Genomic DNA, 14,424 nt, shown 5'->3' with positions numbered 1-14,424 from the left:
AAAGCCCTGGCAGAACCGCCGGCAGCGACGGGTCCATCAGGGCTTCACTTCCATGACCAACCGCTACAAAGCCAGTGGGGTCACGAGCCGGAGCGGCTTAGTTGTGGGTAAACGAGAGGGCAAGCGCTGGCGTCGTGCCCAGCTGCTGCCGCACCTTTTCGGGGAGCGTTACGGTCACCCGATTGCCTTCGGCCTGCCATTTTAGTTTGGTACCGGTTGCGAGCAATTTCAGTGCAGATCCCTTTTTGGGCACATTCCCCGTCCAGGAGATCGTGGCAGGAAGGGCTTCCCCCTCCGGGACCGGTACGAGGGCGTAGTGCGTCTTGCCCGATTTGTGCTGCGTGAAATAGACCGATCCGTCCCGGTACTGATCCACGGGCCGCGTTTCGTAGATGGCCGCGCCGTTCTGGTCCAGCCAGTCGCCGATGGCCGCCAAGCGCGTGATGACTTCTTCTTCCAGCGTGCCGTCGGGTTTCGGTCCTACGCCCAGCAGCAGACTTCCCCCCTTCGCCACCACCTCAATCAGGTTGTGAATGACCTTCGCGGGCGATTTGAAATGCTGATCGGGTACATAGCCCCAGGCGTGGCCCAGCGTGATGCAGCTTTCCCACGGATGGTCGATCTTCTCGGCCGGAATCTGCTGTTCGGGCGTCTGGTAATTTTCGTAGGGTCCGTGCACCGTCCGGTCCACAATCAGCAACCCTGGTTGCGCCTCCCGCGCCATTTCGGCGATGCGGGGCATGTCAATGTCCTGGCTCCACTCCGGAATGTCCGCCCCCCAGGCCCGCACCTCGTCGTTTACCGTTTCGAGGGGCCGCACCCAGCCGCCGTCCAGCCAGAGGATGTCGACCTTCCCGTAGTCGTGCGTCAGTTCCCGGATCTGGTTGTAGGTATATTCTTTGAACTGGTTCCACCGCCACGGATGCTTGCGGATGTCGTAGTTGTTGTTGCGGTCGGCCGTCGCATACTTGGGCCACCAGTAGTACGGCGTGTGCCAGTCGGGCTTGGAGAAGTAGGCTCCGATCAGGAAATCCTCCTTCCGAAAGGCGTCGAATACGTACTTCGCTACGTTGGCCCGCGGATCGTTTTTGAACGGCCCGTTCGTGATTTTGTAGTCCGATTCCTGCGTGTCGAACATCGCGAAGCCGTCGTGGTGCTTGGTTGTGAAGACCACATAGCGCATCCCCGCCGACTTGGCCGCCGTCGCCCACTGTTCCGGGTTAAAGTTCACCGGATTGAACTGCTCGCTCTGCCCCCAGTACCAGTCCTTGTAGTCTTCGTAGGCGATGGTGCTGTCGCGCTCGATCCAGTCTTCCGAACAGATGCTCCACGACTCGATGATGCCCGGCACGGCGTAGATGCCCCAGTGGATGATCATCCCGAATTTCTGGTCGCGCCAGTGGTCGAGCTTGGCCAGCACCTGCGGATCGGTCGGCCACTCGTACGTTTTCGATTGCTGATGGAGGTTGCCCTGCGCCCGGGTTCCCCACGAAACCAGACTGGTCAACACCAAAAGAAGAAGGCTTTTTTTCACGATTGGATAGAAGGGGTTACTAAGCATAAAAAATAGTTTCACAAATCAGACGCGAACCCTGCCTATAAAACGGGGCGGCGCGCCCTGCACTTGTTCCGTATCCAGAAACAACAGATCGACTGAAGGATCGATCAGGAGTGTCGCCAGACCTCTTGCGTAGGTTCTCTGCAAGGCGGCTTCCCACGGCAGGAACTGGTCATCGTAGTCCCGATAACTAGAAATCACGTAACAGCGATTTTCCGGCTTCACCCTCAGTGCGGACAGCACCGCTTCCGGACTTTCAATTTCCGGGGAAAGTTGTGTCAGGTACTTCATCTCCAGCACATCCTCCCATCCGTGATTCAGCCGATTGATAAATTCACTTCGTTTTTTCGGATGCATCAACTCAAAAAGACTTCGCTCACGCCTCTCCTTCCGGACAAACCGCCTCACAAAGGTTTGAATCAATACTTCTTTATCCGCCATCACTTCGTTTTGTGATCTTTTCTCTGATTGTCTGATCTAGTCTGTCATCGCCCGTTGCCACGGGGGCCGTCCCACGGGGGCCGTCCTACGGTGGCCGGCGACCCGGCTCGAACGAATGTGAGCGGGGTGCGGTGCCCCGCCGGGTCTCGCCAGACCGGGACCCGTGCCAGATCTTCTGACTTTTGAAGCAAGATCTGGCACGGGCCACCCCGCTCCCGGTGGTCGAGCCGGGTCGCCGGGCGATGACAATAATGATTCAGCGTGTTTGTCATCCTGTCAAGGATCTTTTTGGGCTTTACGGCTCTTTTCCTGAACATGTGCAAAGATCCTTTCAGGATGACAATCCAATGGTAGACCGGTTATGCCGACTTCCGGACTCCGGACTCCCGTCTTCCTGTCCTCCCTATTTCACCACCTCCCCGCTTCCCAGAGTCCAGTCGTTGCCGAAGAAGCCTGCGCGTTTGACGCCGCTGCTGCCTTCTTTCAGCATGTCGAGCGAGAAGATCATGAAGTCAGGAAAGCCGCTACCACCACTGAAATACTGGTTGGCGTCGGTCGCCCGCATCCCGCGCAGCCCGGTTCCGGCAATCACCGCTACGGAGGCGGTTGGGCTGTCTTTCCGGGGCCAGGCGAAATACGCGCCGAGGTCGTCGCCCGTCAATTCCTCCTCGCCCAACTGGAGTTTGCCTTTTTGTACCTGAATCGGGCAGTCGGCCAGCAACTTGCTCCAGGCTTTGTTGGTCGAACTGTTGCCGTAGAGCACCACGCCCCGGTCAGCAAATTTCTTCGGGTTGAAGTCACGGTCTGCCACCAGATCGACGGCTCCGTTCCCCCGGAAGTACCAGGTTTCGGCATCGTACCGTGCCTTCTGGTAAGCCCACGCTCGTTCGTCGGCACTGCCGCCGGTGGCGTAGACGAACACCATCCGGTCCTGAAACGGCTCTTTGAACGTGCCGCTCCGGTGCGGGCCTTTTTGCGTCGCTTCCGGCAGTTCCGTGACGGTCCAGGCGTCGCCTTTCACCAGATGTACTTTTGCGTCCGGCGCTTCGATGGGCACCGCCACGGCCGACAGACTGTCCAGTTGGATCGTCACCGTTTCGCCGGGCTGAAAGTCGTTTAGGTCGAGGGTGAGCACCGCCACGTTTTCGGTAGTGCCTTTGATGGTGCGCGCGGCCTTGTCGCGGTGGAGTTGGATGCGGCTGTATTCCAGCGGTTGTTGTTGCTGCTGAATGGTCGCCCAGTGCATCGAGGCGGAAATCGCCGGGTTGGCCGTCATAAAGTCCAGGTCGTGTGCGGCGCTGTCGACCGGAATCGTATGCCACTTGAAGAAGTCGAATAGAGGTTTCCAGTCGACGCTTTCGTCGCCGTACCAGTGGGAGCCGCCGGGGTATTCGTAGTAGCTCAGATCGGGATGGAACGTACCGAGCAGTTGGCGCATCTGCCGCGCGTAGTCGACCGAAACGACGGGGTCGGCATCGCCGTGCAGCACGTAGACACCCAGCGGTTTGTAGTTGGAGGCTAGCGCAATTGTGTTGCTCGGGTTGCTGGCGCGCAGCAGGAGCGATTCCATCGGCGTCCCTCCCGCTTCGGGAATCTGGCCGTCGTGCGAGCCGTAGGTCCGCAGGGTCGGATAGCCCGCGCAGGGCGCAATGGCCGCCCACCGATCCGGGAACGTCGCGCCCAGGTACCACGTACCGTGTCCGCCCATTGAGTGGCCGGTCAGGTAGATCCGTTGCGGATCGGGTTGAAAGCGTTTTTTGGCGATGTCGAGTACTTCCAGCGCATCGAGGCGGCCCCAATCTTCCCAGTTGAAGCCACGCGGCCGCCGGTTGGTCGGCGTCACCAGCACGCCCCAGTCTTTCGGCCGGTAGGCCCGCGCCTGCCCGATGGCTTCCACCCCGGCTCCGTGTACCGACAGGAACAACGCAGGCGCTTCCCCGTCCGAATTTTGCTGCGGCGCCACGGCGTAGTACTGCACACTGCCGTCGATATCGCTCACAAACGTGGCGCTGTACTGCCGGCCGGGTGCGGGCGCTTCCAGCGGAATTTCTTTTTCGTCCAGCACCTTGCCTTTCTGCAACAGGGCCAGTTGCCCGGTATAATTTCCCTCCTGCGTCACGGCGCTGCCGTCCAGCCAGAAGCCTACTTTGCGAGTGGTCAGCGGCGGCACGGTGGGGAGTTCTGTCGTCAGCTCCTTCCCTTCGACCCGACTGCGCATCGACAGGTTGGTCAGGGGTTTCTCTGTCGTGTTGACGACCACCACCGCGCCCCACAGGCTACGGTTGTCCTGCCCCGGTACCAGCGAAGGCAGCGTGGGATCGTCGGTCGCCAGATGCACCGGTTTCTCCGGAAAGCGCAACTCGGCCGTGATGCTCTGCCAGCGGTACGGCAACGTACGCACGAACAATTCGTTTTTGCCTTTTTTCAACTGTACGGGCATATACATCCAGCCCATCCGGTACATATCGCCCGCACGCGGTTCGCCGTTAACGTAGACCATGTTGTGTCCCTGGATGTGCAGAATCGCCGGACCGGCTTCGGCGGCTTCGTAGGTCAGGTAGAGGTAGCCGTTGGACTGCACGCCGCGCCGGAATGCCCCGCTCGTGTCGACCTGCACGGCCTGCCACGTCAGCGTATCGCCGGGCGTTAACGCTTGGCCTTCCGTCGGAGTTGGCAGCTCGTTCCGGTACAGGAGATACGCCAGTTGATCGGTGTAGAGCGCCTCGCGGCCGTAGTGGTGGCAGGGACCGATGGTCAAACCTTCGGTAAACGTGTGAGTCTGTTGCGCCATCGCCCACGGCGAAAGGCTCCAGACGATAACAAGAAAAAGGAAACGTAGTTTTTGAGGCATGGGTAAATTGGAGGATTGCAAATTGGAAAATTGCAGATTGCAAATGGTTTATGACAGATTTTTTAGTAGCGCTTCTACTTCATTACTAGCTTCAGATTGTATCTGAAGCTTAAAAACACAGGGAAGCTTTTAGCTTCCTGGACCGTCCAGACAGGAAGCCACAGACCTCCTCGTTACTAAAAATCATCGCACCGGTACATACAGTTTCTGGACGTTCCAGCCTTCGACGGAAAGTTCGACCGGATCGGATGACGTGTAGTCCAGCGTTACGGTTTTCTGTTCGCCGGGCCGGACCGAGACGTAGTTGTCGTCGAAAAAGACGGGCAGAATGCGCTCTTTCGTTTTCGGATCGACCAGCGCTAGGCGGTTGAAGAACGCCACCGGACCGTTGGCCGGGTTCGAGAGGGTTACTTCTATTTTGCCTTTTCCGTCGGCTTTCGTAGCGATGCTCAGCGACGCTTTCTTCATCTTCTGTAAGCCGGAATACTGCCCGGTTGAGTCGGGCAACCAGTAGAGGTTGTCGCTCACCACATTTTGATCGGTATCCAAAAGTTGCAACGACAGAAAGCCGCCCTCTTTCGCACGGAAGGCATCGACGGTCGATTTGATCGGCAGGAAGTTTTTCGCCGTGCTGCCCTGAATCTCGTTGAAGACCTGCGTCACCAGTGTCTCCTTTCCGGCCAGGTCGTAGGTCTTGACGACCATCATCAGGTCGCGTTTCGTTTCGAACCCGTTGTTCACCAGCATCACCATGCCCTGCACGGGGTCGTACATGATGTGGAGCGGCGCGCTGCCGTTGCGCAGGCCGTAGAGGCAGGCGTTGACGTCGAGGTAACAGTCGTACATCTGGCCGCGGAGGGCCGTCCAGGGGTTTTGCGTTTTCCAGATGATCGTGCCGGTGTACCAGTCCCACATGTGCGAACTGAATCCTTCCATCAGGGCGCGGTACTGGTCGTAGTTGACGAGTTGCGCCTTCCGGGCAAAATCCTGCGCGTCTTTCGCCTTGCCGTACGGCGCGATGTACTGGTCGTAGCCGATGTACTTGTGGTAGTCCCACACCGAGTCGACCGTGCGTTTTTCGAAATCGGGGGCAATCAGGTTTTGTTCCGGAATGAACCGGGTGAGCGATTCGTAGTCGCCGACGCCCACGGAACCCACTTCGGAGTTGAACGGAAAGGTGCGGTGCTCCCAGAAGGTGTTGATCGGCTGGATGCCGTAGGGGCCGTCGCCGTTCCCGCCGATCGAATTGAACGACATGCTGTCGGAGTTCGAGTAATCGATGAACCAGCGCGTGCCGTCCAGGGCGGGAAGAATGGAGTCGCGCAGCGACAGGAGGATGTCTTCGGGCGGGGTGATTTCGTTGCCGCCGCACCACATCGCCAGCGAGGCGTGGTTGCGGATCAGCTTGATCTGGTCGGCCGCCGAGGTGAGGAACAGCCCGTGGTCGTCGGGATACTGCCGCCGCGTCCACTGGTCGTCTTTTTTGATCGGATCGAGCCAGCGCCCGTTGCAGTCACCCGACATCCAGAAATCCTGAATCACGAGCAACCCGTACTTGTCGCACGCCTGGTAAAACTCGGGCCGTTCGGAAAGCGCCCCGCCCCAAATGCGGATTAAATTCAGGTTCATGTCCCGGTGAAAGCGAATTTCGGCGTCGTAGCGTTCCGGCGTAAAGCGGAGCATCGCGTCGGAGATGATCCAGTTGCCGCCTTTGATGAACACCTTCTGACCGTTCACCAGTACCTGTTTGCTGCGCGTGTGTGTATTCCACTCCGTCTGAATCTCGCGCACCCCCACCGTGACCGTATCCCGGTCCGACACCTTTTTGCCGTCGACCGCGAACGACAGCGGCAACGTGTAGAGCGGCTGCGGACCGTAGCCGTGCGGCCACCAGAGGTGCGGATTGGGGAGCGTCAATTCCGGCAGGGCTACTGCGACGGTGCTGTTGGCTGCAATCGTCACCTCTTTCGCAATCGTTTGTCCGTCCAGGGTGTACTGCAACGTGCCCGTCACCGTTTTTCCGGTCGGGTTTTCCAGTTCGGCCGATACCTGAATCTGGGCCGGTGCCTGCGGACCTTTCACCTTGCGCACACCCGGAACGCGCGTCACCACGTGCGGATTTTTCAGATCGACCGCCCCGGTTTTCTCAATCGTCACCTTGTCCCAGATGCCCGTGTTGCGATCGCGGATCGGCTGAATCCAGTCCCATCCCGCCACGTACTGGTGCGACACGTTCCGCGCAATGGTGCCATCGCCGCCCTGCCCCCGTTCGGCATTCCCCACCGGATCGGGCGGATGCACAATGACGGCCAAACGATTCTTCCCGTCTTTCGCCAGCAGGTCCGTGATGCGGTAGCGCTGCCGCAGAAACATCCCTTTGTGCGTCTGGGCATTGACCTTTTGCCCGTTCAGGAAGACGTCGCAACTGTAGTTGATCCCCCGGAAATGGAGCCACACTTCTTCGTTCCGCCCCGCCTTTTCCGTAAAATCCTTCGCGAACCAGTAGGTGTAGTAGTCGCGGCCCGTGTCGTAGATGTCGGGAATCCGCTCGTTGTTCATTCCGTAAAACGGATCGGGCACTTTTCCGTTTTCCAGAAGGGTCGTCAGCACCGTCCCCGGCACCACGGCGGGCATCCAGCCCGATAAGGCATACCCCGGTTGGGAAAGCTCCGTACCGGCGACCTTGACGTCCCGGATCGGGGCACAGGTCCACCCCGTGTTGAGTTCGTACTGGGATTGTGCCCGGAGCGAAAATGCGCTGACGAGCAGAAGAAGAAAGCGTGTGTACTTGAAAAACATGCGTGTATCAGCCCCGGCCCTCTCCGGGGAAACAGTGTGGAAGATGCGCAACTGGAGGCTGTTCCGAAACATGGTGGGATGCGCGCCAAAAGTTAGGTCAAGCACGCAGCGGTGGTACGAACGAATCGCAAACCTACAGTGCCACGTCCACATCATCAATTGCCCTTTTCCCTGATCTTTCTCAAAAGTGTCCTTTTGACACCTTTCAGACCGAAAAACGCCCTTCTTGTAGAGCGACGCCTCTAGTTGGCAGAGTGCAAAGGTTTGTATGAAGGAAGTAACTCGAGCGCATGCAAGCGCTCGTCTTTCTGCTCCTGATTCTAATGGATTCGGAGTGCCAACTTCTCATCGACATTGTCATCTCGAACGAAGCGAAGCAAAGTGAGAAATCTTGTGCCAGAAGGTAGAAGATCTGACACGGGCCACCCCGCTCACATCCGTTCGAGATGACAAAAATTGAGAGAATCCTCTTCACTAGAAAACAAGCCTAAAGCCAACGCTTCACTCCGCTTTCTTCATCACCCGCGCCAGTTTTTTGGCGATGACGGCATTGCCCTGGTCCGAGGGATGTAGACCGTCGTAGGTCATGTCGATGGCGGCGGGAGGATACGGATAGTCGTCGGTAGCGGGATCGAAGGGGATGTCGGTATATGCCGGATACGTGTACTCGTGGTACTCGCCCGTCTGCGGATCTTTCAGACGTTTAAAATGGACTAACTTTTTGAGCTTCAGGGCAGGTAGGTGGTAGAGGTCAACGACCGGCAGGTGTTCGTATTTCCCGATGGCCATGACCGCCTCGGCAATGGATTCCAGCGATTGGTCCGCCTTCGTTTTGTAAGAGCCGTACGCATGGTTGTGCGGATCGTTGATGTAGACAAAGTCGGCGCGCTGCATCGGGGTTAGCAAAATAATCGGCGCGTCCGGGTTCAGCGCGCGGAGCTTGTCGACAATGATGCGGAACGAACCGTAAATCGTTTCCGTGCCCTTGTTCTTCTGGTAGTCGTCCAGCGTCCCGAGCGGCACCCCCGCCCACCAGTCGTTCGTGCCCAGAAAGACGGTGTAGACCTCGGCCCTCGTCAAGCCCAGGTGGTCGATCTGCTGCGCAATGCGCTGGGCCGTCCAGCCGTTGTAGCCCTTGTTGATGTACTCGTGCTGCGGCAGCATCTCCACCACCCGACTCAGGTACCCTTTGGTCACCTGCTTTCCTGTTTCGTCCAGGTGATCGTTCAGGTAGGTGATGCTGTCGCCTAAGGCCAGCCACGTTTTCGGAGCTGGCTGGAAGGAGGTGAAGCAGACAAAAAGAACGAGAGCGGCAATTTTTCTCATGGTGGTGTATGCGAAAGAAATGGGATCATGTTTCTGTCATCTCGACTCCAAGGAGCGGGGTGCGGTGCCCCGCCGGGTCTCGCCAGACCGGGTCTCGCCAAACCGGGACCCGTGCCAGATCTACTAACTTTTGAAGCAAGATCTGGCACCGGCCACCCGGCTCCCGTTGGTCAAGATGACAAAGAGGTTTCAAATTCAACGTCCTCCTTACTCTCCGCACCATGCCCTTTGCTCGTAACGCCCTGCGCCAAACGCCCCGCCCCCTGCGCCGCATGCATTACCAGCCGCCGCTGAAGCCTTCTTCGAGGGCTTTGTGGTAGCTGGCCAGGTCGAAGCGGTAGAGATACGGTGCTTTGTGGGCGCCGCCGCTCCGCCGTTCGTTGAGGCGTTCCAGAATGCCGTAGGCCAGCATTTTCCGTTGGAAGTTGCGGCGGTCGAGGGTTTTGCCCAGGATGGTTTCGTAAAGCTTCTGCAGCTCGGGCATCGTGAACTTTTCGGGCAGGAGGTTGTAGCCGATGGGCTCCCGGTTCAGTTGCTGCCGGAGGGCTTCCAGCGCTTTCTGGAGGATGCGCGCGTGGTCCATCATCAGAGGCGGCAGGTTGTGAAAATCCCACCAGTCGCAGGCGTCGGACAGTTCGTCGGGACGGGGCAGTGCTTTGGTGAAATCGACCAGTGCGTAGTAGCCAATCGTGATGAACCGCTGCAGGAGCCAATGGTCTTCGTGAGGGTCGACGCCCCGCCCCTGCAACATCTTGCGGTTGAGTTCCCGGTCGCTGCGTTCCACTTCGCCGAACAGGTAAAACTGACGCAGAAAAATGTTGTCGAGCCCCGTACGCGACTGCAGTACGTGGTGCGCCGCCGACTCTACGTCCTCGTCCTTCAGCACAAAGCCCCCGGGGAGCGCCCACCGCTGGTCGGTGTGCGACATCTTCAACAAGAGTACTTTGAGCTGGTTGTCGTGAAAACCAAAAATCACGCAATCGACGGAAAGTCCGGGGTGGTAGCGCTTGTGTCCGTCGTAGAGTAGAGGGTCGGTGTCTTGAGTCACGTGGCTGTTTTTCAAAACGCAAAAATAGTAGAATCCAGGGCTTTTGAGTTCCGTGCTAAATATACTACTTTGCGTCACACCGACACAAAGAATTCACATCTCCTTTTCTGCGGCGCTGGTTCTTGCCTTCTAAAAACCTAACTTATGCGCTACATTACCTCCACGTCTATGTTCTAGTTTCCACCTCTACAACACACCTACGCATGAACAAACTGTTCGCCTCTACCCCTTCGGCCTCGGCGGTACACGTCGGCCTGTTGCTGCTCCGCCTTACCCTGGGCGGGCTGGTGCTTACGCACGGCTTCCCGAAATTCACCAAACTGCTGTCGGGCGACCTGGGCTTTATGGACCCGATTGGCCTCGGTGCCGAATTCTCGTTCATTCTTGTGGTCATAGCCGAGTTTCTCTGCGCCCTGCTGGTGCTGATCGGCCTGGGCACACGGCTGGCCGCGATTCCGCTCATCATCAACTTCACGGTGATTTTCTTCATCGTGCACAGTGCCGACGAATTCGGCCGGAAAGAACTGCCGCTTCTGTTTCTGCTGCTGAGCCTCATCCTGCTGATTACGGGCAGCGGCCGCTACTCCGTCGATGCTGCCCTCGACAAATCGCCCACTTCCCGCAAAGCATGGTAAACCACTCGAGTCCTCAACCCCCTACGCTCCCCGATCCGATGCATTTCTCCCGAAACACGTGGCTTCTGCTGCTGGCCTGGCTGGTGGCAGTGCCCGCCTTTGCGCAACGGCTGCCTGCCGGACCGCAGGTGCTGACCATCTTCTCCGACATCGACGACACCGAACAACCCTACGCGTTGTACCTGCCTCCGAACTACGACGAATCCAAAGCGTATCCGTTTGTGATGATGCTGCACGGCGCGGGCTCCAACCACCGGCTGGCGCTGCGGCGTGTGTTTGGCAAAAGCAACGAAGAAGGCGCCACCGACGTGGAAACGTCGCGCGTTTTCCCCGACTGGAAAGCGGTCGACTACATCGTAGCGGCTCCGTTTGCGCGGGGCACCACCGGCTACCAGGGCATTGCGGAACAGGACGTGATGGACATTCTGGCCGATGTAAAAAAGCGTTTCCGAATCGACGAAAACCGCATGTACCTGACGGGCCTCTCGATGGGCGGCGGCGGTTCGCTCTGGATTGGGCTGACACGGCCCGACCTCTGGGCGGCCATTGCGCCGGTGTGTCCCGCGCCGCCGCAGGGCACCGAGGTGTTTGCGCCCAACGTGCTGAACGTGCCGATGCACTTTTTCCAGGGGGGAGCCGACCCGGTGGTGAAGCCGGAAGGGACGCGGCAGTGGGTCGAAAACCTGAAGCAACTCGGCACACAGGTGACGTACAAGGAGTTTCCCGGCGTGCAGCACGACAGTTGGGTGCAGGCCTATCAGGACGAATTTATCTTCGACTGGTTCCGGCAGTTTACCCGCAACCCCTACCCCGACCGCGTGCGCTTCGCGACCGACCGGTATGCATACAACGGTGCCTATTGGGTGACGCTGGACCAACTCACGACTGGCACGCCATCGGAAATCGACGTGCAGTTCACCGCGCCCAACACGCTGGAAGTCACGACCCACAACCTGAATGCCTTTACGTTGCAACTGGCCGACCATCCGAAATTCAACGCCGGGGCGCCGCTGGCGCTGTCCATCGACGGCAAGAAACTGAAAAAAGTGCCGGCAGCCGGAACACTCCACCTGTCGAAACAGGACAAGGGCAAATGGGCCGTTGCACCCTACACCGCACCGGCGATGGCCAAACAACCCGGGGCGGAAGGCCCGATCAGCGCGGCTTTTGCCGAACGCCACGTGTACGTTTACGGTACGGCCGACGACCCCACGCCGGAAGAGTTGCAAAAGCGGATGGCGATGGCCCAGAAAGCCGCCGACTGGTCTACGTACCGGGGCGAATTTCTGGGGCGGGTGATGGTGTTTCCACGCGTGCTGGCCGACAAAGACGTGCGCCCGAGCGACTTCGCAGAAGCAAACCTGATTTTGTTCGGAACCCAGGAAACCAACCGCATCATCGCGCAGTACAGCGATCAATTACCGCTGCAACTCGATCCCGGCGCCAGCGATTTAGGACTTCTATACGTCTATCCTGTACAGGGGCACTACGTGGTCGTGAATTCCGGCCTGCCGTGGTGGGCGAACCAGGAGGCGTCGGGGATGCCGTTTGTGCCGTCGGTACAACGTCTGCTGGGCGGATTCAAAGATTTTGTGCTTTTCAAAGGCTCGGCCGATCAGGTCGTGACCGACGGGTATTTCGACCAGCACTGGCAACTTCCCGCCGAAGCCGCCGCGGCAATGCAAGCCACGCACTCTGTGGCCGTCACCCCGTAACCACTGCGCTTCTATCTATCCAAATGCGCCACCGCCACCCGACCGGTTCGGGGGCGGTGTTTTTTTGTCGCCTGTTCCTGAGGCCGTTATTCTAAAATCCGCGCCCACTTGTCGTCGCGCGTGGTGGGGTCGCCGTGGCCGGGACATACCCATTGAAACGACAGAGCGCCGGTTTCCCGCACCGATTTGTGCAGAATCCCTTTGTCCCAGGTCAGGAAACCCGGCAACAGGGAAATTTTTCCGTCGCTTCCGGTCATCACCAGATCGCCCGCAATCAGCACCTCTTCCCACAGAAACGAGACGTGCCCCGGCGTATGGCCGGGCGTCGACAGCACCTGAATCGCATCGAACAGCTTTGCGCCTTCCGTATAAATTTCGTCGACGTGGGGCGCGTGCCAGCGCACGGTCAGCTCGATCATCCGGCGTGTGCCGTACCATTTCCGCTCGCGTTGGATGTAGGGCACGTCCAGTTGCGGGGCCCACAATGTCGCGCCGCACAGTTCCTTCAACTCTTTGGCGTTGCCGATGTGGTCGACGTCGTGGTGGGTCAACAGAATGTCGGTCACCTGATCGGGCGTGATGCCGATTTCCTGGAGCTGCATCAGAATCGTCTCCGTTTTGCCCGGAAAAGAGGTATCGATCAGAATCGTATGGTCGGGAAGTTGCAAAAGGTAGACGTGGCTCGCGCTGGTGTTTTCGACGAGGTAAAAGTGCGGTTTGATCTGTTTCATAGGGATGTAAAAAGTAAAGTCGTGTACGGGCTTCCCGTCCGCGGCGGACTGTGGAAGACGCCATGTTTGTAACGGGAGAAGCCCGCGGGGGTTGCTTCTGAACCCTCGCCCCGAAACGCCCGATTGCCCGATTCTGCTACTTTTGTCGCTACACCGTTTCTGCATGACACCTACGCTCCCTCTGCTGCACAACCAAGTCGCCCTCGTGACGGGCGCGGGTCAGGGCATCGGCTTTGCCATTGCCCGCCTGCTGGCCCAACACGGCGCATCCGTCCTCCTGAACGACCTCGACGAAACGCTGGCCACCCGAGCCGCCACCGCGATCCAACAGGCAGGCGGGACCTGTCATCCGCTGGCAGGCGACGTGTCGGACGTGGCCTTTCTCCAGCACATGGTCGACGAAGCGGTGCGGCAGTTCGGGTCGCTGACCATCGCCGTCGCCAACGCGGGCATTACGCTGTTCGGCAACTTCTTCGCGTACCAACCCGAAGCCCTCGACCGGGTGATGCAGGTCAACCTGCGCGGCACATTTTTCCTGGCGCAGGCAGCGGCCCGGCAAATGCGCCAACAACAACGCGGTGGCAGTCTCCTCTTTATGTCGTCGGTAACGGGCCACCAGGCCCACGAGAATCTGGCAGCCTACGGCATGACGAAAGCGGGCATCGAGATGCTGGCGAAAAGTCTGGTCGTCGAGCTGTCGCCCCTGGGCATCACGGTCAATGCTATTGCGCCCGGCGCCACCGCCACGGAACGTACGCTGGAAGATGCTACCTACGAACAAACGTGGGCGCGCCTCACTCCGATGGGACGCCCCGCTACGGTCGACGACATTGCGCAGGCCGCGCTGTTCCTCGTCTCGCCCCACGCCCGGCACATCACCGGCCAGAGCCTCGTCATCGACGGCGGCTGGTCTTCGGTAAGTCCCTCGCCGTATTGAAGTGCGAAGGGCGAAGTGAGAAGTCTGAAGTCAGAGGTTCGAAGTCACAAGTGACAGGTCGCAATTCCATTGACAAAATGCGTAGACGTACCACTTTTACTCAACCACGTCGCTAGTAAAAGTGGTACGTCTTCATTGCTTCCTGAAAGGCGTGAGATTTAACGTCGAAGATCCTAGTTTTTAGATCATTCACCAAGCATACCAGATACTCACAAGCTATGTGGCAATCAGATACTTATGAATTTGAAATCTGTAATGTGCAATTTATAATCTGACCATCACTTCACGTACTCGTCCCAGCCGCCGTACGTTTCGGTGACGTTGCCGCGCGGAAGCGCCAGGGCCGCTACGGCCAGTCCGGCAACGGTACAGACCAGATCGAA

General features: G+C 58.7%; 10 protein-coding genes. 3 read left to right on the top strand and 7 right to left on the bottom strand.

Annotated features, from left to right (window positions below; genetic code table 11):
* Window positions 1–97: 97 nt before the first annotated feature.
* The 6 genes from BLR44_RS15555 to BLR44_RS15530 all read right to left on the bottom strand — a co-directional run bounded on the left by BLR44_RS15555 (window position 98) and on the right by BLR44_RS15530 (window position 10,023).
* Window positions 98–1,534 carry an alpha-L-fucosidase gene (locus BLR44_RS15555; RefSeq protein WP_245706081.1) on the bottom strand — a complete coding sequence of 479 codons (1,437 nt, stop codon included), beginning with the start codon at window positions 1,532–1,534 and terminating at the stop codon, window positions 98–100.
* A 45-nt stretch (window positions 1,535–1,579) separates the two neighbouring features.
* The gene (locus BLR44_RS15550; RefSeq protein ID WP_089683602.1) at window positions 1,580–1,999 is read right to left on the bottom strand and encodes a hypothetical protein; all 420 of its coding nucleotides are present in this window, start codon (window positions 1,997–1,999) and stop codon (window positions 1,580–1,582) included.
* A 403-nt stretch (window positions 2,000–2,402) separates the two neighbouring features.
* Window positions 2,403–4,850, bottom strand: a complete 2,448-nt coding sequence (locus BLR44_RS15545; protein WP_089683600.1) for a carboxylesterase family protein — start codon at window positions 4,848–4,850, stop codon at window positions 2,403–2,405.
* 183 nt (window positions 4,851–5,033) lie between these two features.
* A complete protein-coding gene (locus BLR44_RS15540; protein ID WP_245706080.1) occupies window positions 5,034–7,754 on the bottom strand; it encodes a glycoside hydrolase family 2 protein in 2,721 nt (906 codons plus the stop codon).
* Between the two features lie 396 nt (window positions 7,755–8,150).
* Complete coding sequence (locus BLR44_RS15535; protein WP_089683596.1) at window positions 8,151–8,975, bottom strand: SGNH/GDSL hydrolase family protein; 825 nt, start codon at window positions 8,973–8,975, stop codon at window positions 8,151–8,153.
* Between the two features lie 277 nt (window positions 8,976–9,252).
* Window positions 9,253–10,023, bottom strand: coding sequence for an NUDIX hydrolase (locus BLR44_RS15530; protein WP_089684148.1), 771 nt, complete (start codon window positions 10,021–10,023; stop codon window positions 9,253–9,255).
* 203 nt (window positions 10,024–10,226) lie between these two features.
* Between BLR44_RS15530 and BLR44_RS15525 the strand changes: the two genes are divergently transcribed.
* Both BLR44_RS15525 and BLR44_RS15520 read left to right on the top strand, forming a co-directional pair.
* The gene (locus tag BLR44_RS15525) at window positions 10,227–10,658 is read left to right on the top strand and encodes a DoxX family protein (RefSeq protein ID WP_089683594.1); all 432 of its coding nucleotides are present in this window, start codon (window positions 10,227–10,229) and stop codon (window positions 10,656–10,658) included.
* A complete protein-coding gene (locus BLR44_RS15520; RefSeq protein ID WP_245706079.1) occupies window positions 10,652–12,373 on the top strand; it encodes a carboxylesterase family protein in 1,722 nt (573 codons plus the stop codon). Before BLR44_RS15525 ends, BLR44_RS15520 begins: the two co-directional genes overlap by 7 nt.
* A gap of 86 nt (window positions 12,374–12,459) precedes the next feature.
* Here BLR44_RS15520 and BLR44_RS15515 read toward each other — a convergent pair whose 3' ends face one another.
* Complete coding sequence (locus tag BLR44_RS15515) at window positions 12,460–13,104, bottom strand: MBL fold metallo-hydrolase (protein WP_176956073.1); 645 nt, start codon at window positions 13,102–13,104, stop codon at window positions 12,460–12,462.
* Window positions 13,105–13,267: 163 nt separating this feature from the next.
* Between BLR44_RS15515 and BLR44_RS15510 the strand changes: the two genes are divergently transcribed.
* Window positions 13,268–14,041 carry an SDR family NAD(P)-dependent oxidoreductase gene (locus tag BLR44_RS15510; protein WP_089683588.1) on the top strand — a complete coding sequence of 258 codons (774 nt, stop codon included), beginning with the start codon at window positions 13,268–13,270 and terminating at the stop codon, window positions 14,039–14,041.
* Window positions 14,042–14,424: the final 383 nt, after the last annotated feature.

Source organism: Catalinimonas alkaloidigena (assembly GCF_900100765.1).
GTDB lineage: Bacteria > Bacteroidota > Bacteroidia > Cytophagales > Flexibacteraceae > Mooreia > Mooreia alkaloidigena.
The sequence above is the reverse complement of the archived record's forward strand: the minus strand, read 5'-3'. Positions and strand labels throughout refer to the sequence as shown.